Annotated in this window: 13 protein-coding genes; 4 read left to right on the top strand and 9 right to left on the bottom strand. The window is 68.8% G+C overall.

What is annotated here, in order from left to right:
- Nucleotide 1: 1 nt before the first annotated feature.
- Genes RIV12_RS04055 through RIV12_RS04045 form a run of 3 tightly spaced genes read right to left on the bottom strand, consistent with a single transcriptional unit; the run spans nucleotide 2 to nucleotide 3053 of the window.
- A complete protein-coding gene (locus RIV12_RS04055; RefSeq protein ID WP_309322314.1) occupies nucleotides 2–955 on the bottom strand; it encodes a type II secretion system F family protein in 954 nt (317 codons plus the stop codon).
- Entirely contained in the window at nucleotides 952–1803 is an 852-nt protein-coding gene (locus RIV12_RS04050) for a type II secretion system F family protein (protein WP_309322312.1), read from the bottom strand. The genes RIV12_RS04055 and RIV12_RS04050 overlap by 4 nt, the downstream gene beginning before the upstream one ends.
- The gene (locus tag RIV12_RS04045) at nucleotides 1803–3053 is read right to left on the bottom strand and encodes a TadA family conjugal transfer-associated ATPase (protein WP_309322310.1); all 1251 of its coding nucleotides are present in this window, start codon (nucleotides 3051–3053) and stop codon (nucleotides 1803–1805) included. The genes RIV12_RS04050 and RIV12_RS04045 overlap by 1 nt, the downstream gene beginning before the upstream one ends.
- A 286-nt stretch (nucleotides 3054–3339) precedes the next feature.
- Between RIV12_RS04045 and RIV12_RS04040 the strand changes: the two genes are divergently transcribed.
- The gene (locus RIV12_RS04040; RefSeq protein WP_309322308.1) at nucleotides 3340–4650 is read left to right on the top strand and encodes a phosphotransferase; all 1311 of its coding nucleotides are present in this window, start codon (nucleotides 3340–3342) and stop codon (nucleotides 4648–4650) included.
- A 25-nt stretch (nucleotides 4651–4675) separates the two neighbouring features.
- On the opposite strand, the gene RIV12_RS04035 is transcribed toward RIV12_RS04040, so the two are convergent.
- The 3 genes from RIV12_RS04035 to RIV12_RS04025 all read right to left on the bottom strand — a co-directional run bounded on the left by RIV12_RS04035 (nucleotide 4676) and on the right by RIV12_RS04025 (nucleotide 12578).
- Nucleotides 4676–5407, bottom strand: a complete 732-nt coding sequence (locus RIV12_RS04035) for a hypothetical protein (RefSeq protein ID WP_309322306.1) — start codon at nucleotides 5405–5407, stop codon at nucleotides 4676–4678.
- Between the two features lie 104 nt (nucleotides 5408–5511).
- The gene (locus tag RIV12_RS04030; protein ID WP_309322304.1) at nucleotides 5512–8982 is read right to left on the bottom strand and encodes an ATP-dependent helicase; all 3471 of its coding nucleotides are present in this window, start codon (nucleotides 8980–8982) and stop codon (nucleotides 5512–5514) included.
- The gene (locus RIV12_RS04025) at nucleotides 8979–12578 is read right to left on the bottom strand and encodes a PD-(D/E)XK nuclease family protein (protein ID WP_309322302.1); all 3600 of its coding nucleotides are present in this window, start codon (nucleotides 12576–12578) and stop codon (nucleotides 8979–8981) included. The genes RIV12_RS04030 and RIV12_RS04025 overlap by 4 nt, the downstream gene beginning before the upstream one ends.
- Nucleotides 12579–12823: 245 nt before the next feature.
- Here RIV12_RS04025 and RIV12_RS04020 point away from each other — a divergent pair, with 245 nt between their 5' ends.
- Together RIV12_RS04020 and RIV12_RS04015 are read left to right on the top strand one after the other, a co-directional pair.
- Nucleotides 12824–13039 carry a DUF3107 domain-containing protein gene (locus tag RIV12_RS04020; RefSeq protein WP_075248588.1) on the top strand — a complete coding sequence of 72 codons (216 nt, stop codon included), beginning with the start codon at nucleotides 12824–12826 and terminating at the stop codon, nucleotides 13037–13039.
- A 143-nt stretch (nucleotides 13040–13182) separates the two neighbouring features.
- A complete protein-coding gene (locus tag RIV12_RS04015; RefSeq protein ID WP_309322300.1) occupies nucleotides 13183–13938 on the top strand; it encodes an NAD-dependent protein deacylase in 756 nt (251 codons plus the stop codon).
- Here RIV12_RS04015 and ppk2 read toward each other — a convergent pair.
- Nucleotides 13935–14774 (bottom strand): polyphosphate kinase 2, encoded by an 840-nt coding sequence (ppk2, locus tag RIV12_RS04010; protein WP_309322298.1) that lies wholly within the window; start codon nucleotides 14772–14774, stop codon nucleotides 13935–13937. The two genes, RIV12_RS04015 and ppk2, sit on opposite strands and share 4 nt — an antisense overlap.
- Nucleotides 14775–15873: 1099 nt before the next feature.
- Between ppk2 and RIV12_RS04005 the strand changes: the two genes are divergently transcribed.
- Entirely contained in the window at nucleotides 15874–16668 is a 795-nt protein-coding gene (locus tag RIV12_RS04005; protein ID WP_309322296.1) for a TrmH family RNA methyltransferase, read from the top strand.
- A 234-nt stretch (nucleotides 16669–16902) separates the two neighbouring features.
- Here RIV12_RS04005 and RIV12_RS04000 read toward each other — a convergent pair whose 3' ends face one another.
- The gene (locus RIV12_RS04000; RefSeq protein WP_309322294.1) at nucleotides 16903–17823 is read right to left on the bottom strand and encodes a lantibiotic dehydratase C-terminal domain-containing protein; all 921 of its coding nucleotides are present in this window, start codon (nucleotides 17821–17823) and stop codon (nucleotides 16903–16905) included.
- Complete coding sequence (locus RIV12_RS03995) at nucleotides 17816–20443, bottom strand: lantibiotic dehydratase (RefSeq protein ID WP_309322292.1); 2628 nt, start codon at nucleotides 20441–20443, stop codon at nucleotides 17816–17818. Before RIV12_RS03995 ends, RIV12_RS04000 begins: the two co-directional genes overlap by 8 nt.
- Nucleotides 20444–20492: the final 49 nt, after the last annotated feature.

The following is a 20492-nucleotide window of genomic DNA, read 5'->3' as shown; positions in this document are numbered from 1 at the left end:
CTCACACCCCCAGCCTGAGGACGAACAGCCCCGGGAAGAGGGCGAAGACAACGGTGATGGGCAGGACGAGGAAGACCACGGGGACCATCTGGGCGATCTCACGTCTGCCGCCCTCCTCCATGAGGTCCTGGCGCGCCGCCTCACGCACATCGGTGGCCTGGGAACGCAGGACGTCCGCCAGTGGTGTACCGCGTTCAAGGGCCACGACGATCGCCTCGCACAGCCGGGTGACGTGGACAGAGCCGACTCGCCGCTCCATACGGTCCAGGGCGGTGGACAGGACCGTGCCGGACCGAATGTCGGTCAGAGTGGTGCCCAGCTCGTCGACGAGGTCTCCGTGGCCAAGAGCGACGATGCGCTCGATGGCCGGGACCGGGCCCTGGCCGGCCCCCACCGCCAGGGCGAGGAGCTCGACGACGTCGGGCAGCTGCGCCTCGATCCGTGACAGCCGCTTCGCCACTGCCCGGCCGAGCCACCAGTCACGCGCAGCGGCCCCGGCCACCGTCGCCATGAGGCACAGGAGGACGAGCCCGGGCACGTTGACGGCCCGGACCAGGGCCACCAGGCCTCCGGAGGCCAGGACGAGCAGGAGCGCCGTCGTCGACCACAGGACCTGCTGAAGCCGGAACTGGTCGACCCCCAGTGGTGAGCCCGACCGCGTCAGGCGCCGCCGGACCGAGTCGGCCGACGACCCCAGGGAGTCCATCAGCCTGCCGAGACTGAGAGCACCTGCCGTGGAGGCCATGAGCAGACCAACGACGGTGCTGCCATCCGAGGCCGGCCCCGCCGGAGCGGTCAGGAGGCCGGAGGTCGTGGGCCGGCGATGGACGTAGGGCTCCAGGCGGGCCATGAGTGTGGGCCGGCGCCGGCGGAGGGCTGAGATGACACTCAGGACGCCCACGGCCCCCACCAGCCCGGCGAGTCCTCCGGTGAGCATTGCGTTCATGGGGCTCATCGCAGTGTCCTCTCCTCCTCGGGGAGCCGTCCCAGGCGCAGCATGAGCCGGTAGGCGATGACCGATACGACGGCGCCGACCAGGAGAATGATGGCTCCAGCGGTAGTGGCATAGGCGTCCGCCGCTTGGGGCCGGGTGGACAGCAGCGCCAGGACCAGCCACGGGGCGGCGACCGCGACCTTGGCACCGTTGACGGTCCAGGACTGGCGCGCCTCGAGCTCCCCTCGGGTGCGCATGTCCTCACGCAGCATCTGCGACAGGGAGCGCAGCAGCGTCCCCAGGTCGGTGCCACCGACCTCATGAGCCAGGCGCAGAGCCTCAACGATCCGGTCGGCGACAGGGTCGGCGAAACGGGCCTTGAGCCGGTCCAGGGAGCTGTCGAAGCGAGCGGAGGCGGCGTAGTCGGCGGCGAAGGCCCGGAACTGGGGGCGGACGGCCTCCGGTCCGCGCTCGCCGAGGTTGGTCAGCGCCTCCGGCAGGCTCATGCCCGCGCGAACGCCGGAGACGAGGGTGTCGACGGCCTCGGGCCACACCTCGCGCAGTCGGGTACGGCGGTTGCGCGCTCGGGAGGAGATGATGAGGAAGGGGATGGACGTGAAGATGGCGGCGAAGGCGAGGGCCACCGGCCAGGCCCGAGACATTCCCAGAAAGACCAGGCCGATGAGCAGCCCAAGACCGATCGAGCCCAGGACGAACATCGTGGGGCTGGTGCGGCCGGCGCCGGCCTGGACCAGGATGTCGGCCAGGAGACGGGAGCGCCTCGACCGCCACTGGGGCGGGTCGGAGGTGCAGGCCATCCAGATGAGGAGCATCCCGACTCCGGCCAGGAGCCCGGCGACGGCGCCCATCAGTAGGCCTCCTGGGCATTGGCGGGGCGGGCGTTGAGCAGGGCGGTCAGGTCGTGACCGGCCCGGTTGAAGCGTTCGGCGGCGTCGGGCGCTCCGGCTCCCCGTACGAGGTTGCCGGCGGGGTCGCGGTGGAAGACGTTGGAGAGCTCAATGATGCCGTTCTCGACCCGACCGGACAGGGCCGCGACCTCTCGGACGGTGCGGCGCCCGCTGCGATCCAGGTCGAGGTGGACGACCAGGTCGATGGCGCTGGCGACGGTGGGGACCACGAAGTCGCTCGAGACGTTCTCCCCCGCTAGCAGCGGGAGCGTACAGATCTTGATGACGGCCTCCCGAGCAGAGTTGGCGTGGATGGTGCACATCGAAGGAAGACCGGAGTTCATGGCGATGAGCAGATCAAGAGCCTCGGCCTCACGGACCTCTCCGATGAGGAGTCGGTCGGGACGCATGCGCAGGGCCTCCTTGACCAGGCGCCGCAGACTGATCTCTCCGACGCCCTCGAGGTTGGGCGGCCGGGTCTGCATCGCCACGCAGTCCCGGTTGCGCAGAGCGAGCTCGAAGACCTCCTCGCAGGAGATGACCCGCTGCGCGCCCGGGATCGCTCCGGCCAGCGCCCTCACCATCGTGGTCTTGCCGGCCTGGGTGGCACCCGAGACCAGGATGTTGAGGCCGGCCTGTACGGAGGCGTCCAGGAAGGCGGCGACCTGGCTGGTCAGAGACCCCATGCGTACGAGGTCGCTGGTGCGTGAGGCACGGGAGGTGTGCTTGCGAATGTTGACCGCCCAGTGCTGGGAGGTGATGGGCGGGATGACGACGTGCAGCCGCTGTCCCCCGGCGAGCTGGGCGTCGACGAAGGGGCTGGACAGGTCCAGGCGGCGCCCGGAGGCCCGCAGCATCCGCTCGACCAGAACGGTGAGGTCCTCGCTCTCCAGGATTGTGGTGGTCAGCTCGGGGCGTCCGGAGCGGGCGACGAAGACGCGGCCGGGGGCATTGACCCAGATCTCCTCAATGGACTCGTCATCGAGGTAGCTCTGGAGCGGTCCCAGCCCCGCCATGGAGTCCAGCACGTGGGAGCGCGCCCCCGGAGGATCGATGAGCGGCGGGACGAGTCCGGCGTCGGAACGGCGCAGATAGTCCTCCTCGGCCTCGGTGATGAGCTGCTCGAGGCCGGAGGCGTCCTTGAGGGGGTCGATGCCGCGAGCGCGCACCAGCTCGCGAATCTCCGTCAGGAGAAGATCGGCAGCGTCCATGATGCCTCTCAGCGTGGATGTTGGGTGAAGGGATGAGTCAGGATGAGCGAGGACCGACCAGGGGTTCTGCGTTGAACCGTGACACACCGGCCGGTCGGTGACCAGTGTCACGGATAAACTTTAGGGCACCTGGTCGCTCCATAGCCACCACCTCCGCAGAACCTGTGGATAACTTCGACCTCATGGCGTATTCCTCAAGCCGCCTCCCACGGCTGCGGACGTTTGCCGCCAGCGGACGGGCGCGGCTGTCCTGCGAGATATAGGACCTGTCGCCTACGGTTGGACCATGTCACAGCCTCCGCAGTCCCCGGACGCCCCCGGCACCACTGATGTCGACGGCGGTGTCGACAGCCTCACCGACGAGGCGACCTCCGACGTCGAGCGTGCTGCGGCTCAAGCTGCCGACGACCGCAGTGAGCACAGCGGTCCCCCCGATGACCAGGACGCCGGCTATGACGACGACTATCGCGCCCCCGTCGTCGTCGCTCCGCTGCCCGGGGCGTCATCCGGCCCTGCGCGGGGCGGCCAGCGGGCCTCGGCGCCCCAGGTCGCCGAGGCTCCCCGCCCCCATCACTCCGCGCTGTCCCTGGCCGCGATGGCGAGCGTCGCCGTCGGCGGCCTCAACCCGACTCGGCTGGCGCTTCCGCAGTCCGAGACTCCCGAGCGGCACATCATCGGCGTCATCGACACCCAGGGCCGGCACTGGGAGGTCCATGAGGCCCGTACCGATGCCGTAGGCGCCTCCTTGGAGGCCGAGGCCGAGGTGCTGCGCCGCATCGGCCGGGTCGTCGACGACGGACGGCTCTCCTTCGATGTTCCTCGCGTCGCCGGGTCCCTGCGGCAGAAGGACGCCCATATCCAGGTCCGCTCCCATGTGGAGGGCAAGCCGATCCCGGTGGAGACGCTTCGACCGGGGCCGGGGATGTCGGCGGGCCTGGGCAAGGCGCTCGGTGAGATCCACGAGCTGGCCATGACGGTGATCTCCGAGGCGGGCATGCCGGTCTACGACGCCGAGGAGGTGCGTCGGCGCTGGCTGAGCCTGCTGGACGACACCGCCGCAACGGGCAGGACCCCGCCGGCGCTGCTGGGGCGCTGGGAGCAGGCGCTGGAGGACACCGCCCTGTGGCGCTTCCGCCCCACCGTGGTCCACGGCGACCTCGCCGAGGAGAACGTCCTGGTGGCCGGCGGCACGGTGGTCGCCGTGCGGGGCTGGTCCCAGGCGCATGTGGGTGACCCGGCCGAGGACCTGGCCTGGGTGTACTCCTCGGCACCGGTGGACTGCCTGGACTCCATTGAGGACGCCTACGACATCGCCCGCTCCGAGGGCGTCGACCGGCACCTGCGTGAGCGGGCCGAGCTGGTCAGCGAGCTCAGTCTGGCGCGCTGGCTGCTGCACGGGGTGAGGACCGGGGACAAGCCGGTCATCAATGACGCGGTCGCGATGTTGGAGGACCTGGCCGCCCAGGTGGGTGACGCCCCGCTGGTGGAGCCGGCCACACCCCGACTGGCGCCGGTCCCCGGGGTTCGTGAACCGGCTGAGCCCGACGCCGTCACCAACCCGGTGGCCATGGTGCGCGTCGACGACGAGGACGACTGACGCCGCGTCGGCGCCTCGCCCGGGATCAGGTCAGCGGGTTGTGGCTCATGAGTGCCAGGAAGGCGATGGCCCACACCAGGTTGACGATGTTGAACAGGGCCCCGTCCAGCAGTGGCTTGCCGGGATAGGGCAGGCGGGTGAGGGCATACCACGGGAGGGCCTGCACCGGTGGGGTCAGGAGCAGCGACCATCGAGGGAAGGCGGTGGCTCCTGAGCCCAGAGCAATGCAGACGAGGAGCCAGCCCAGCGCCGTCAGCCCGATGGCGGGGCACCAGGCTTGCATGAGGAAGCGGTAGAGCCTGCGCGCGTGCTCCAGGGCGGCGGGGTCGGGCCCTTCGCTGTCCTCCTTCCCGCTGCTCGCCGCCCTGGCGGCTACGTACGCCTGATGGGCGGTGTGGGCGCGCTCCGAGGCCAGAGCGAGCGGGTAGAAGGAGGCGTGGGCCAGGGGCGAGAGGCTGAACCCGACGCCGAGCAGCACCGCGCCCGCCACCCCCACCGGCGATCCGCGCAACAGCGCCCAGTGCGCATAGAGACCGGCGAGCATGAGCGGGATGGAGTAGTTGGCGACCAGCGCGCCCCATCGCAGGCGAGGCTCGTTGACGCGCGTGTAGAAGGCGTAGGCGTCGTCTCCCATGAGGTCGATGAACTCGCCGTGCTCGTGCCGGTCAGGCCGACGGAATCCGACGATGAGCGCGTCGCCGAGGATCCAGCACAGGGCGCTGATGAGGAAGGCGACAATCGACCAGGTCACCAGCATGTGGGTTCTCCTTGCGGCGTCGGGTGCGAAGAGTCGGTGCGCCGGGCCAGGACCGGCCGTGCCTCTGGTCGAGCGGCCGAGCCCGGGCGGCCCTGAGGCTGACGTTAGCCTTGCTGCTCGGGTGCGGGAAGAGGTGTCATCTCGTCGGGTGGGGAGCCCGGTGTCAGAGCTGACTCGATCTGGTCGAGGTCGAGCAGGCCCGCGGCGGTGAGCTCATCGACGCGCCCTCCGGGATAGTCGACGTACACGTAGGCGGCGCGTACCGAGCCGGTGGGCACGCCCTGGGAGGCCGCCCAGGCATGGACGTAGACGCTGAGCTGGTCCACTGGCACCTGGCGTCGCCCGGTCTTCCAGTCGACGATGAGCCACCCGGCCCCGTCCGAGCGGCGGAAGACGGCGTCCATGCGGCAGCGCAGGGTGGTGGCGCCGATGGTGATCTCCCGGTCGGTCTCGGTCTCGGCCAGAATGTAGTCCTCCAGGAGCGGCAGGTTCTCAGCGGTGTCCAGCCAGCGCTCGATGCGGTCCCGGTCCTTGGGCCCGAGGCTGTCGGGGACACCAGCCTGCCCCAGGCCGAATAGAGTGCCGCGTGCGCTCAGGCGCTGGGCGACGGCGTCGTGGAAGACGGTTCCGAGCCGTCCGGCGGCGCGGGGCTCAGGTGGAAGCGGACGACGTAGGTCGAGCGCGAACTGCCGGCGGTCGGCGCGCAGGTCGTCCAGGCGGGTGGCGGCCAGGTGCTCGGGCAGGCGGACAGCAGGTCCGCTGCTCAGGGCCCGTGAGTGCTCAGCCAGGAGGAGTCCCGCCTCGAGTCGCCACCGCCGCACGGTCTCGTCGTCGGGCTCCGCCTGCACAGGGACCTCCTCGGCGGGGCCGGTTCCGCTCATGGCCGCGGCGACCTGGGCGGCGGCCGCGTGCCGGGCCCGGCGCGCAGCGGCGACCCGGTCGGCGATCGGTGCGTCCTCCCCCGTGGTCTCCGGGGTCTGGCTGCTCTGTGTCTCCATCCCGCCCGCGTCGAGGGGCCAGGTGCCCACCTGGGTCAGTGCGGTCAGTGGGTTGGGGCGGGACTCATCGAAGTCGACCCAGCCGTCCGCGTAGGGAAGGAGGAGGTCGCGTCGCTGGAGCTCGGTGAGGAAGCGTGAGGGCCGGCGGGGCTTGGAGGCGGTCTTGGACAGGTGGGAGCCGGTCAGGAGGAGCTCGTGGCGGGCCCGGGTGAAGGCGACATAGGCAAGGCGGCGCTCCTCGCGCAGGCTCTGGCGCCCGAGGGCCTCCTTGTAGGCGGTCATCGTCTCGGTCAGGAGGGGCTTGTCCGTGACAGCCGGGTCGAGGTCCCCGACGGTGAAAGGGGGCAGGTCGCCGGCGTCGGCCCGCAGTGGGAAGGGGAAGGTTGAGGTGCTGCCCATCCAGCCGGTCTCCGCGACACGAAGATCGTCCTTGACGGCGCTGGTGTAGGAGGGGAAGACCTGCTCGTCCATGCCGGGGACGGCGATGACGTCCCACTCCAGGCCCTTGGCGGCGTGGACGGTGAGGATCTGGACCGCCCCGGGCGAGGGCTCGACCTCGGGGGCGCTCATGGCGTCCTCGTGCTCCTCGGCGGCGTCGAGCCAGTCCAGGAAGCCGGTGAGTGTGGGGGCGTCGGTGTCCGTGGCGAAGGCGCGGGCCGTCTCGTGGAAGGAGTCGAGGGCTCGGTGGCCCATCGGGTGGCCGACCCGGGCGGCGATCTCGATGTCGAGGTCGAGTGCCTGCTCGGCCAGGGCCACGAGGTCTGGCAGAGGCAGGGAGACGGCCTCCCGGATGCGTCGGATCGCCCGGGCGGTGCGCAACGCGACGGCCCGCCCGGCCTCGGTCAGGTCCCGGGTCGCCGCAGCCTCTTCCTGCGCACCTTCCTCATCCCATCGCAGCAGGGTGTCCAGGGCCTCGCTGAGCAGCGGGGAGTCGGCCTCGACCTGGTCGCCGTGAGCCCCCGGTCCCTCCTGGCCGCCTTCGGGCGCGGGACGGGTGAGCTCACGGGCCAGCGTTGCCAGGGCGCGCAGGTCGCTGGCGCCGATACCGAAACCGGTCAGCAGCCTGACCGCCCGGTCCCCGCGCTCCGGGTCCGAGGCCACGGTCAGCAGGGCGCGGACGTCGGCGACCTCGGGGACGTAGAGCATCCCCCCCAGGCCGACGATCGTGTAGGGCAGGCCTGCCTCCTCCAGCTCGGCGGCGATGGGATCCATCTGCGCCCGGGTGCGGCACAGGACGGCCATCTCGGCACTGGGAGACCAGCGCTCGGAGAGGAAGGCGACGACCGTGCGGGCCTCCTCGGCGGGGTCCTGGAGGAATGCCCCGTGCACCGCCCCGGGCTCCAGGCCGAAGGCTGCGGGGCGGGCCCGCAAGGGGGCCACGGTGATGTGCTCGCCCACCGGGTCCCCGTCCTCGACGACGCCGGAGCGCAGGGGCCCGGAGACGACGTTGGCGACGTCCAGGATGGTGGAGTCGTTGCGCCAGGAGGTCGACAGCTCCAGGACGGGGGTGGCGTCGGCCGGTGACGCCCCAGAGTCGAGGCGCGCGGTGCCGGTGGGGTTGAAGCGCTGGTGGAAGGTGTCCAGCGCTCCGGCACTCGCTCCTCGCCACCCGTAGATGGCCTGGTGGGGGTCGCCGACGGCGGTCACCCCGGAGTCGGCGAAGAGGGCGGACAGGAGCCGGACCTGGGCCACCGAGGTGTCCTGGAACTCGTCGAGCAGGACCGCGGGGTACTGGGCCCGCACCTGGGCGGCGGCTTCGGGGACGGACTCGGCGATGGTGCAGGCCAGGGCGATCTGGTCACCGAAGTCGAGCAGGCCGTGGCGACGTTTGTGCTCATGCAGCTCGGCGACGACGTCGAGCAGGGCCTCCCACTCGGCCATGACGGCGGGAGCCTTGCCGATCAGGGTCTTGCAGCCCTTGATGGCGGCCAGGGCGGTGAACTGCTCGGTCAGGTCGGCCAGGTCCTTGGCGGCGTCCTCAATGGTCAGCAGGTTCTGGCTCAGGGCGTCGCCCAGGACCAGGGTGGCGCTCGCGTTGTGGCTGAGGCTCTCGTTGGGCAGCGGGAGTGTGCGCGCCTCGAGCAGGGAGGCGACGATCTGCCAGGAGCGGGCCTGGGTGATGAGGGTCGAGTCGGGGTCCACGCCGATGCGCAGACCGTGGTCGCGCACCAGGGTGCCGGCGAAGGAGTTGTAGGTGGCGATCATCGGCTCGCCGACGTCGGTGGCGTCAGCGGCGCCGCCCGCTCCGCTGTCATCATCCGGCGCGGTGGACGGGAGCAGGCCGGCCGCGCTGAGCCCGGCCAGGCGGGAGGCGACGCGCTGGTCGAGCTCGGCAGTGGCCTTGCGGGTGAAGGTCAGTCCGAGGATCTGGTCGGGGCGGACCTGCCCGGTGGCGACCAGGTGGACGACCCGCTGGGCCATGGTGGCGGTCTTGCCCGAGCCGGCTCCGGCGACCACCAGGAGGGGGCTGAGCCGGTGGGCGATGACGCGCGCCTGCTCCTGGGTGGGCGTGTGGATGCCGAGCGCTGCCGCCAAGGCCTGCGGGGTGAGCTCGCGCGAGCCGGTGGTGGGGGTCATGAGACGACTCTCCTTCCCTCGACCTGGACGGGGCAGGAGTCCTTGACCCTGCAGGTACGGCAGTGCTCGCCGGTGCGGGCCTCGATCACGGGGCCCACTCCGGCCACGGCTGCTGAGGCCACGAGGTCCTCGGCCCAGTACTCCTCACGGCTCCGGGCAGCACCGTTCGCTTCACTATCCCCCACCTTCTCCGTGGGCTCGTCCGTGGCTTCGGTGGTTGCGGGGCTGGGGTCGAGGGCGGCGCCCGGCGGAGCCAGGACGTAGCCGTCTCCTGAACGTTTGGAGGGCTCCTTGCCCAGGAGCACGAGGGCTCCGCCGACGACGTCGAGGCCTTGCGCGCTCAGGGCCAACCGGTAGGTGGCCAGCTGGGGGTGGCGCTGGACGTCCTTGGGGACGCGCTGCCCGGTCTTGAGGTCGATGACGCGCACTGTGCCGTTCCGGCCGATACCGGCGGGGTCGTCCGGGTCGTCTCCCGTGCGGCCGCCGGGGCGCTCGAGACGGTCGATACGCCCGGAGATCCTGACCGGGACGGCGTCAGCCCCTTCCACCGGCATGCGGAGGCCGGCCCGCTCGCGGACCTCCGGGCTGAGGACGCGCAGGGGGATGTCCACGTCGGCACGGACGGGCTGCTCGACGTCGGCACGCACGCCCAGGGCGTCGCAGTCACTCAGGTAGGCGTCGAGGCGCTCGATCATGGCACGAGCACGGTCTGTGGCCAGACCCCCCTGCCACGTGGCGGGGTAGCCCAGGTCGGTCAGGCGTTCCTCGAAGGCCTCTCGCAGAGCGGGACCGCGCAGGTGCTCGCTCTCCGCCCGTTCGGCGATCTCGTGGACGAGGCTGCCCAGGGCCTGGGCGTCGCTGGCGGGCGCCGATCCGCCGTTGCGGGTCAGGAACCACTTGAGCGGGCAGGCGGCCAGACCCTCGACGTCGGAGGGGCTGACCCGTATCCGTTCCCCCTGGGCGACGAGGGGGGTGTGGGAGGTGGGGCCGGCCGCGCCGATCCAGGTGGCGGGATCGGCACCGGATACGCCTTGGCGGGCGAGGTCGGCCAGCAGGTCGACAGCGACCCGGCCGCGCCGGCGTTCGGTGTCGGTGGCCCCCTCGAGGTTCCCGCAGATGGCGGCGTGGCGCAGCTCCCCCACCAGGCCGCGCAGGGTGAGGTCCCCGGTGTCGGGGCTCAGGAGGGGGGCTCCGTCGGCGTCGGTCAGGGAGATCCCGGCACTGTGGGCGATCTCGGTCAGGAAGGGCGAGGGGGCGTGCTCGGCGTCGGCGGTGGCCGTCAGTAGGAGGCGCCTTGTGGCGCGGGACAGGGCCATGATGAGCATGCGGCGCTCGTCGGCGCGCACCTGTGCCCGGGCGGCGGCGATGGCGCCGCTGCCGCCGGTCCCGTCCCCCGGGGCTGTGGTGCCTGCTGTCAGGCGTCCGGTGACGGCGTCGACGAGGAGGCCGGTGCGGGTCAGGGAGTCCCTCAGGCGCAGGTCGGGCCAGCGGTCCCGTTCCAGCCCGGCGACCACGACGAGCTCCCACTCCTGGCCCGCGCAACGCGCCGGGGTCAGGACGGCGACGCCCTCCGGGCGCCGGCCCTGGGGGGCGACGGAGTCCGAGGGCAGGACCTCGGCGTCGAGCTCGGCCAGGAAGCTGGAGGCGTCCTGGCCCGGATGGCGCTCGGCCCAGACCTCGGCCCGTTTGAACAGGGCCGTCACGACGTCGAGGTCGTGCTCGGCGGCCTCGGACAGGAGTGATCGCACGGAGCTTGCGGAGGGCAGCAGGGCGGTGGCCCGCCAGGCCTCGGCCCGGTCAGAGGCGTTCCAGGCGGCCCAGAGCAGGGCCTCGACATCGCGAGGGGCGTCTGCAGGCGTTTCCCCGGTGGCAGTGCGCAGAGCCGCAATGATCCGGGCCGCGGTGAGGAGCCGGTCCGCCTGGGTGCTCAGCGGCTCCCCGTCGAGGGACCGGGCGAAGGCGGATGCCTGCTCGGTGTCGGCCAGCAGGGTCAGGAGGGCGGCGTCGGCACCGGTTCGAGTCCCGGTCCCGGCGGTGGGCTCGGCACGGGCGCTGAGCTCGCCGGTCTCGGTCCCACTGACGCGGGTGGCTGTGGCCTCCGGGTCCTGGCGCAGTCTGCGGCGCAGTCGGCGCAGGTCCATGGTGGTCAGCCCCACCAGGGGGCTGGCGAGGAGGTTGTGGGCGGCGTCACGCTGAGGCGGTTCACCGTGCCCACCCAGCTGGTCGCGGATGGCGGCACGCACGATGTCCAGAAGCGCAGCCGCGGCCGGTTCCGCGCGCAGCAGTACCGCGGGCGTACGGGAGGCCAGGGGCACGCCTCGTCTGCGCAGGTCCCTGGCGAATGTCTCGGCGTCGGCGGCGCTGCGAACGATGACCGCCATCTGAGACCAGGCGATGCCGTGGTGGACGTGCTCGAGCCTGAGTGCCCGGGCGACGTGGGCATGTTCCTGCCAGGTGGAGGAGGCCAGGATCACCTCGACGCCGGCTGCTGCCGCCGGGCGCTCGTCACCGGTCGCATCGGAGGAAGGCCTCGCCGCGGATCGGGAGGCCGGAGTCGTCTGCCGGTGGGCCGTCGTGCCGGTCACCGGGACCCGGGCGCTCTGGTCGGCGACCACCGCCGTGATGGCCGGGTTGCCTCGGTAGCAGGTGGTCAGCCGCAGGCGGGTGGCTCCGAGCCCTGAGCGGTCCTCGGCCTCAATGAGCAGGCTGGGGGTGCCGCCGCGGAAGGTCTCCACCGCGACGTCGGGGTCTCCCAGCACCACGATCTGCGCCCGATGCCCATCGGGATCCGGGGTGGCCAGGGCCGTCAGGAGCCTGGCGGTGGCGGCCGTGCAGTCCTGATAGTCGTCCACGAGGACGAGGTCCGGGACGGGGCGAGGGGCCGTGACGGCGTCGGAGTCCCAGGAGCTCAGGGCTTCCACGACTCGGTCCTGGAGACGAGCCGTGTCCATCTTGCGGGTCTGGGCCCTGCGCTCAGCGCTGGCCCGACCCTGCGCGTCCCAGGTGCGCAGGAGCTGGGACGCGGGCCCCCAGATGGGGACATCGAGCCGGCGTCCCAGGTCGGCCAGCTCGTCGGCATTGACGCCGAGCTCTCCGGCGCGCGCCAGGAGGTTGCGCAGCTCGGAGCGGAATGCACGCGACCCGGTTGCCTCGGTGGGCAGCCCCGGCCAGGTGACGGTACTGATCATCGAGGCCAGGGCGGAGTCCTCCTCCGCCCCGGCCAGAAGAACCGGGGGCGGCAGCGGGTCTGGCCGCATGGTCAAGGAGGTGGTCAGGATCGTCAGGGCGAGGGCCGCGGGAGTGCGCACTCGTACGACGCCGTCGCCATGACCCTCACGCAGCAGGTGGGCTGCTCGGCCACGCAGCCAGTCGGCCCGCGCACGGGTGGGGGCGAGCAGGACGGCGTCCCGGCCGCCGGCGACCGCCTCAGCCAACAGCCGGAGGGCCAGAGAGGTCTTACCCGTCCCAGGAGCCCCCAGGACGACGACGTTGGAGCCCTCGGCCACGCGATCCAGGACCCGTTGCCCATCGGCGTCGGCGGCGGGCAGCTCGGCCACCTCGGTGGGCGGAAGGAGACGGACGGGATCCTGGGGCATGGGACCATCTCACCACGGGCCGCTGACAGGAACGCGCACCGTTAACGGATCGTCACCGGTTGCGGACCCAGAACTCAGGAGAACCGACGACTCATGTTCCGCGTGGCGCGAAACGGCGCGGCTCCTGGGGCGCTCAAAGGGCTGGTGCGGCCGGGGCCCCTCTAGGATCATGGCAGGTTCACGCCCCTCTCCCCCGATGGGCGCTATGCCGCTCAAACGGCACACAGACGATGCGAAGGAGCCCCATGCAGGTCACGATCGGAATCAAGCACGCCAGCCGCGAGCTCTCCCTGGAGACCTCCGACTCTCAGGAGAAGGTGCTGGCCGCCGTGGCCGATGCCGAGACCAAGGCCGTCACCCTCACTGATGACAAGGGTCGTAAGGTCTTCGTCCCGGCCGGGTCCCTGGCGTACGTGGAGCTCGGCGAGACCGAGCCCCGCCGGGTCGGCTTCGGCATTTGAGCCTCGAGCTCTCCACATCGGCGCCGCCTCCCAGAACGGGAGGCGGCGCCGTTTGACGTGAGTCGGGAGCAAGCAAACCGATGCCCCTCGAGGCCGCCCGGTGCCCGGCAGGCCCGGTCGCCACCATTAGTAGGCTGGGGTGCATGGACCACCAGGACGGCCAGTGGGGCCTGCTCAGTCAGTGGATCACGCAGTCGCAGCGCATCGTCTTCTTCGGCGGCGCCGGGGTCTCGACCGAGTCGGGAATCCCAGACTTCCGAGGCGCCAAGGGCTTCTACCACCAGGACCGGGAGATTCCCCTGGAGCAGGTCCTCTCCATCGACTTCTTCACCGTGCACCCGCAGGCCTACTGGGAATGGTTCGCCCAGGAGAACGCCCGCGAGGGCGTGGCCCCCAACGCGGCGCACAGGTTCGTGGCCGGCCTCGAGAGGGCCGGGAAACTGTCTGCCGTGGTCACGCAGAACATCGACGGCCTCCACCAGCGGGCCGGCTCCGAGCGGGTCCTCGAGCTGCACGGCAACTGGTCGCGTCTGACCTGCACCGGCTGCGGTGAGCACTTCACCCTGGACGACGTCGACGAAGCCCGCTCCGGCGAGGTTCCCCGCTGCCCCGGGTGCTCCTCGGTGCTGCGCCCGGACATCGTGTTCTACGGGGAGATGCTGGACAGCGATGTCATGGAGGGCGCCGTCCGGGCCATCTCGGAGGCGGACCTGCTGATCGTGGCCGGCACGAGCCTGGTCGTCTACCCGGCGGCGGGCCTCATCGACTACTACGCCGGTGAGCGCCTGGTCCTCATGAACGCGACTCCCACACCGTATGACTCCCGCGCCGACCTCATCATCCGTGAGCCGGTCGGGCAGGTCTTCCAGGAGCTGGAGCGCAGGAGCCGGCAGCCCTAACCGATCCCCTGATCCTCAAGGTCCACGTAGCGCTCGGGCGCCGCGGCCGCACTGAGGGTGGCCGCGTAGTCGGGCACCTCGCTCTGGAGGGAGCGGTCCGTACGACGGTAGCCCGACGACGGCAACGAGGACTTCTTCGGAAAGGTCATCTCAGGACGCTCCACGTGCTCGTAGGGAATGGACTCCAGCAGGTGGTGGATCATATTGAGGCGGGCCTTGCGCTTATCGGCTGACTCCACGACGTGCCAGCGCGCGGAGTCGATGTCCGTGTGGACGAACATCTCGTCCTTGGCGCGCGAGTAGTCCTCCCAACGGGGCAGGGCCTCCAGGTCGGTGGGTGAGAGCTTCCAACGTCGCATGGGATCGGTCATGCGCGACTTGAAGCGCTTGTACTGCTCCTTCTGGGGGACGGAGAACCAGTACTTGCGCAACAGGATGCCGTCGTCGACGAGCATCCTCTCGAAGACCGGGCACTGCTGGAGGAAGCGCCGGTGCTCCTCCGGGGTGCAGTAGCCCATGACGTGCTCGACACCGCCGCGGTTGTACCAGGAGCGGTCGAACAGGCAGATCTCGCCGGCGGCGGGCAGGTGCGCGATGTAGCGCTGGAAGTACCACTGGGTGCGCTCACGCTCGGTGGGTACGGGAAGTGCGACGACGCGCGCGATACGCGGGTTGAGGTACTCGGTGATCCGTTTGATCGCCCCACCCTTGCCGGCCGCGTCGCGGCCCTCGAAGATGACGACGACGCGGGCTCCGGTGGCCCTGACCCACTCCTGCATCTCGACCAGCTCCGCCTGCAGTCTCAGCAGCTCGGCCTCGTACAGGGAACGATCCATGGTGGGGTGCTTCTTTGCCATGCTTGAGTTTCGCACAGCACACCCCCGGACACGCGGGTAACCCTCAACGGAAACAGAATCAGAGGAGCCCAGTCCTGGAAGGGACTGGGCTCCTCTGGAGTGGTAGCGGGGACAGGATTCGAACCTGCGACTTCCAGGTGCTGGTTAACCGGCTCACAGCGTGGACGCTTCGTCTCGCTCACAACCTGCCATCTCACTTGAGTACACACGTATTCAACGATTCTACACCTGGCAGTCCAAAGAGTCGCCTTTGAGGAATCCGACGGCGCTTACGGGCATCGAAGAGTCCAGGCCTACCTGGAGAAGCGTGCGTGAGAGCCGGCACCGGGATGGTCATATCGATGATGCGTGCCGAACAGCTCAATGCCGACTCCCTGACTAAGACAATGCCTGAATGAAATCATTGAACCCCACGTTAAAGAATGAGAAAAAGCAAATAGAATCATATACTCCACAGGAAACAAAAGATGATCAACGATATTGCCTCTTGAATGGAGGCGAACGACAGTCATACACGGTTACGCTCAGCAACTGGTGCCACACTCTCGCGAGATAGGACGTGAGATTCTTAAGCTGAACGAAACGGCCTGATCAGCAAAAATAAAATAAGCAGCGCCCAGAAAAATATCCAGCAGCCCAGAGTCTCCCTCGGGTGATGGAAGCGATTGCATCTCACGGGGCGATCCACGTACGAGGTCTACGCCATGGCGCGGGTGAGGCTTGGCAAACAGGGGACATGCCGTGCTTTAAGCGCACCCGGCGGCGTCCTCACCAATCCCTGAGCCAGCACAAGGCCCCGATCATCGTCATACCAGCATCGATGAGCGCCTCGAAGAGACCACCAACCGGCGGGCGGCGGGCCATTGTGAGGCGATCGTCGGGACCCACGGGTGCAGTGCTGCGATCGCCCCGGAGAGGGCGAACCACCTGGCTGTCCTCAGCACCAGCCACCTGACCGCCATCACCCAAGAGCACAGACGAACACCCTGCGCCGCCCTGACTACCTCACCCCACGAGAAGCCCCCGAACACCTCCTCATTGCTTCCATCCTTTGACTCCAAGAGCTAGGATCAATCGCATGAACAGTAATCCGACTTTGATCAGCGAGCGTTCCGACCCGGCTATTCAGAGGATAGTAGACATTTCAAAGCCGCAGTTCAAACCTGGCGCGGTCATGTTCCTCGAAGACGAGATCCCCATCCGCGAGGCCATCTTCGGCGGCGTAAAAATCATGGAAGTTTACGCCAACGAAGCCCATGTTCCCGCTGCACTTGCCGAGTTGTGTGCGGAAAGGAAGATCCCTTTCCGCACCATCACCTCCTCCTTGGTTTCGCAAATTTTCAAGGCAGGCCGTCGCCCAGACGTGATGGCCGTCGCACACACGCCGCGGCGCTATCAATTAGATGAAATAGATCTCCGAAACGGTGACGTCGTCGTCCTCGACGGCGTCCGCATCGTCGGCAATATCGGCGCGATCGTGCGATCGGCATTCGCGCTCGGAGCGTCAGGTGTCGTGTTGTGTGGCTCTGAATTGGAGTCCGTGATGGACCGTCGCCTGGTGCGCGCTAGCCGGGGCTACGTCTTCTCGCTGCCGGTCGTGTTGGCTACCGAAAGCGAGCTCATTTCCTGGGCGAGGCAGCACCGCTGCCGCCTGATCGGCTTGGCTGCCAATGGCCAGGTACGAATCGACGAGCTGATGGGCCGCGACGAGCCTTTGGGCCTCGTCTTCGGTAGCGAGCTGTACGGCCTCTCCCCCGAAATGGAGCACGCGATCAACCTGACCGCGTCGATCCCCATGATGCCCGGCGCTGAATCACTCAACGTGTCCGTCGCAGCCGGCATCGTCATGTTCCTCCGCGAACTCGGGCGGTAGCGCACAGGCCGAGGGCCGGCTCGCCTGACGGATGGCGGTTAGTTCTTCCTCAACGATGCAGACAGGCCCACCGGTGGTCGCCGCATCGGCGCACTCGCGCAACCGTTTCTGCGTCTTCCAGAGCGCTCTGGAAGGCGAGACCGGCAGCGTGAGTGGGAGTCAGGATGGCGATCAGCACCGCCGTAGCAGCCCCGGTGCGACCCCATTTCACGGAACTGATCATCCTACTCTCTTTCAGATCAGGATTGTGGACCCCGCAGGGTGTGCCGGTCGAGCCTCGAACGCTCGGGCCAGCAGGAGCGCAACCAGAATCTCTTGATCAGGTCGCAGCCCCAGACGGTTGTTATTGGTGTGGATGTAGTTGGACAGGACAGAGCCGAACGCGGCCCCATCAAGCATGGTGTCGAGCCGCGTCTCGTCGGTTCCAGCCGCCTGCCCAAAAGCCTTCGTCGCAATGGCGAATGTCTCCCCCACATCGGGTGATAGTTCCGCTGAACGCGCTAGGAGCGCCATCACGGGTTCTTCGACTGACTTCCAGACCGGTTTCAGCTGCACTTCAGCGAACCATGGCGCGTATCTCATCCAAAGTTCCGCATAGCGTCGCAAGAAGGGAACCAGCTCGCCACGATCCAGCCCTGCGCCAGCAAGTTCTTCCACAGTGAGGCCCATTCCGGCACCGAGCGGATCGAAAGGCCTGCCCTCAGTTGCAGCAAGGAGCTTCAGGACCGCACACGTCCCGCTGCAGAACAGGTCTTCGGCGATGGCGACGCCGACGGTCCCGCCGTACTTGGCATACTCAGGCACGTAGGACTGGGCTTCTATCGTGCCCGGTGGACGGGGCGCGGCGACAGTCTCCTTCTCCAGCCGGGCCAGGCGCTCCTGAGCCTCGACCTGATCGGTGTACTCGCTCTTATCCTGCTGAGAGAGGGCGGGCATCAGGTCGGCCAGCTGCGAGGACACCTCGGCGGCCTCGGCAGTCTCCAGCCTGAAGCGGACTCGGACGTGGGGACCGCCCTGCCAGTAACGCAGGAAGAAGACGTCGTGGGCCTCGATCCGGGATCGCTGCTGTGCCAGGAGCGCTATCAGAAAGTCGTTGACCCGCGAATGAGGCAGGTAGGCGTGCCAGCAGTGCCAGGTCCTCTGCGGATCAGTCACGCGAGTTCACCTCCACAAAGAACTCCTCGGCGGTGGCGCCCAGCAGCGGGCTGTCGTAGTCGGCGATGTCGGGGAGGCATTCGCGGACAAACAGGACCGTGTCTGGCCGAGACGTTGCCGTCCGGGCGAGGCTGCGCAACAACATCGGGTTGCGGAAGTCCACAAACATCGGCTTGTGCACAGCAGCCTTGCGCATATGGGTGACCCGATCGAGCGACCTGGCCAGTAGCGGGTTACGACCGCCGAGCAGGTCATATTCGGCAACCGTCTGACACAGCACGAAGGCGTGCAACGGCCAGCCTTGAGCCTGACGCCACTCGTCGAAAGCGAGGATCGCCGCCAGGTCGCCCTTGGCGAGTTCCTCCAGGTAGGGGCACTCGGAGGCGGGCAAAGTCCAGGACCGGCGGTCGATGACTACACCGTCGACGGTCAGCCGCCGGGTCTCGACCGAGACGGTGCCGGGCGGCCCGCCCACCAGATCCGCAGCCACCCGCCACGGGTAGAGGATCGTGGGGCTGAGAGCCTCGATCATCTTATACAGCGGCGGTGACCACAGCGGGATGAGGAAGTTCATCGGCATGAGATCGACTGGCGCTCCGGTCTCCCGGTGGACGACGCGGACCGTCTGGTGTTCATCGTCGGGAACTGCAATGAGGTCCTTGAGCAGCAGCCGGTTGGCGGTCGCAGGAACCACGCCGCCCGGGTAGTCGATGACCGCTCCGGCGAGCCGGGGATGAATGTTGAAGTTCAGGCCGAACACAGCGTTGACGTCGGCCTGATGCGGGAACTGTGCAGCGAGGTGCTCGCGCACCGCTGCCTCGAGGCTCCAGCTGTTGTTCTTGGCGGCACCCAGTTCACCGCAGAAGCGGCTGAAGAAGGCGCCGAACCCGGTGTTGACCCCATTCACGATCAGCCCCGTTCCAGAGGGAGCAGAGGCGTCGAGGGCCATCTGGAGGCGAAACGTGATGGATTCCGGCCGGGCCGCGTGCGGGACCAGGCCCACCGCGTCCTTCAGGTCAGCCGCACTGAAGGTCCATCCGTCGTCGCCAACCTGCATGGCATCGACAAGCGCCGACTTGAAGGAACGACGCTCCGCTAGGAACACTTCGGCCTCCTCGCAGGAGCGGCCAGCCAGCACGTCGTCTTGCCCGGCGGTGGGCAGCGCGACGAACTTCTCGAACAAGTCGGTGAGGCTCATCACGCCCCCGACCGAGCGCGAAAACGCGTAGAGGCCGATTCGCTTCAGCTGGCCGTAGTCCATGATGGCCGCCAGGTCACCGAGCGCGTCCAGGGTAGACAGGTGGGATTCGACGACGGCGCGGTCCCACGAAGAAGGCGTCGTCGACGCCACCACGTCCTCGTAGACCGGGGCCTTGAGACTCTCAGCCGGCGGACCGTCGATCGCGAGCCGTTCGGTCAGTCTGTCCACCTGATCACGGATCTGGGCCAGCATGTCGGCACGACGCTCCAGCGAGGACTCGGCGTAGTGCGCTTCCATGTCGACCAGGCTCGTGAGCGGGGCGGCGACGAGGGCAGCACGGTCGCTCGGGTCCTTCGCCACGCCCGCCACCAGGGCCTTCAAGTAGCAGGGGTCCTGCTCGGGCGTCGCCGCCCGCATGAATAGCAGTCCGGATGCCACCAACGCGTTGAGGACGGTCGTCGCCTTCTTGCGGTCCTCGATCTTGGCCGCGAGGAGAGCTACGCACTCGGCCGCCGAGGCCGGTCCCGTCTGGAGACGATCGACGAGGTCACGCAGCACGCCCTCGTTTTTAAGTCGGACGACGGCATACCCACAGTAGCCCCTGGCGCCCAGCTCGCGACTGTTGGCAACATAACGCAGCAGCTCGTCAGTCACTTCCAGCGTCGAGTTGAGGCTGACGTGGCCGATCTCAGACTCGAGATCGGCGAAGGTGCTCAGGCCGAACAGCCAGTTCACCAGCACCCGGTTGGCCCGCACAACGCTTTGTTCGTCGCGCTCGCCAGCCGCGTCGCTCCGGACAGAATCGGCAGGGAAGGCGGAGACGGTAACGAAGCGACCAAACGGGCTCGGCTTGAGCGCTGCACGGTAAAAGAAGTTCGTCAACGACGCCTCCACCGAGCGGGCCTTCGCGGGTTTCCAGGTGGCGCCGCAGTCGGCCTTCATATAACGCTCGATAGAGGCGTAGAGACCCTCGCCCGACAGCTGGACGGCACCGGCGATCGAGTCGTGGTAGAAGAGATCGGCCGCAGCGTGACGCCACTGGGCAATCCAGTCATCGTAGCGGCCGGGAAGACTCTCCTTGAGAACCGCGGCCTGTTCCGCCGCGTCGAGCCAGGGCGCGATCCTGGTGCGGGCCTCATCGGGGATGTCGTCGCGCTTCAGCGCATGACGCACCCGCGTCAGCCGGCCGTTGTGGATGTCCCGGCGCAGGGCGACGAGCCGCCCCCGTTGTTCTCCCGCTGCCTGGACCAGTGGGAGGAGAGCGTCACTGGTCTCCTCCCCCACCTGGGCCGCGTGCGCGCCGGCGGCCTGGGCGCGTTGAACGTCTGCCCAGAACGAGTCAGCCGACAGCGTCCTGAGCCGATCAACGTCCAACCGGCAGATGCGGCCGGTGACGTAGGGACTGATGCTCAGATGCATGGTGAATCTTTTCTCGAGGTGGTGTGGTGCAAGGGGATGGCGAGGCCGG

The sequence above is a fragment of the Actinomyces stomatis genome, from assembly GCF_031292835.1.
In the GTDB taxonomy this organism is placed as follows: domain Bacteria; phylum Actinomycetota; class Actinomycetes; order Actinomycetales; family Actinomycetaceae; genus Actinomyces; species Actinomyces stomatis.
This window is presented reverse-complemented; position numbering and strand designations above follow the sequence as displayed.

Bases quoted from the DNA above. Each gene is read 5' to 3' on its own strand.
- RIV12_RS04055 (WP_309322314.1), bottom strand. From the start codon at position 955: ATGAGCCCCATGAACGCAATGCTCACCGGAGGACTCGCCGGGCTGGTG.
- RIV12_RS04050 (WP_309322312.1), bottom strand. From the start codon at position 1,803: ATGGGCGCCGTCGCCGGGCTCCTGGCCGGAGTCGGGATGCTCCTCATC.
- RIV12_RS04045 (WP_309322310.1), bottom strand. From the start codon at position 3,053: ATGGACGCTGCCGATCTTCTCCTGACGGAGATTCGCGAGCTGGTGCGC.
- RIV12_RS04040 (WP_309322308.1), top strand. From the start codon at position 3,340: ATGTCACAGCCTCCGCAGTCCCCGGACGCCCCCGGCACCACTGATGTC.
- RIV12_RS04035 (WP_309322306.1), bottom strand. From the start codon at position 5,407: ATGCTGGTGACCTGGTCGATTGTCGCCTTCCTCATCAGCGCCCTGTGC.
- RIV12_RS04030 (WP_309322304.1), bottom strand. From the start codon at position 8,982: ATGACCCCCACCACCGGCTCGCGCGAGCTCACCCCGCAGGCCTTGGCG.
- RIV12_RS04025 (WP_309322302.1), bottom strand. From the start codon at position 12,578: ATGCCCCAGGATCCCGTCCGTCTCCTTCCGCCCACCGAGGTGGCCGAG.
- RIV12_RS04020 (WP_075248588.1), top strand. From the start codon at position 12,824: ATGCAGGTCACGATCGGAATCAAGCACGCCAGCCGCGAGCTCTCCCTG.
- RIV12_RS04015 (WP_309322300.1), top strand. From the start codon at position 13,183: ATGGACCACCAGGACGGCCAGTGGGGCCTGCTCAGTCAGTGGATCACG.
- ppk2 (WP_309322298.1), bottom strand. From the start codon at position 14,774: ATGGATCGTTCCCTGTACGAGGCCGAGCTGCTGAGACTGCAGGCGGAG.
- RIV12_RS04005 (WP_309322296.1), top strand. From the start codon at position 15,874: ATGAACAGTAATCCGACTTTGATCAGCGAGCGTTCCGACCCGGCTATT.
- RIV12_RS03995 (WP_309322292.1), bottom strand. From the start codon at position 20,443: ATGCATCTGAGCATCAGTCCCTACGTCACCGGCCGCATCTGCCGGTTG.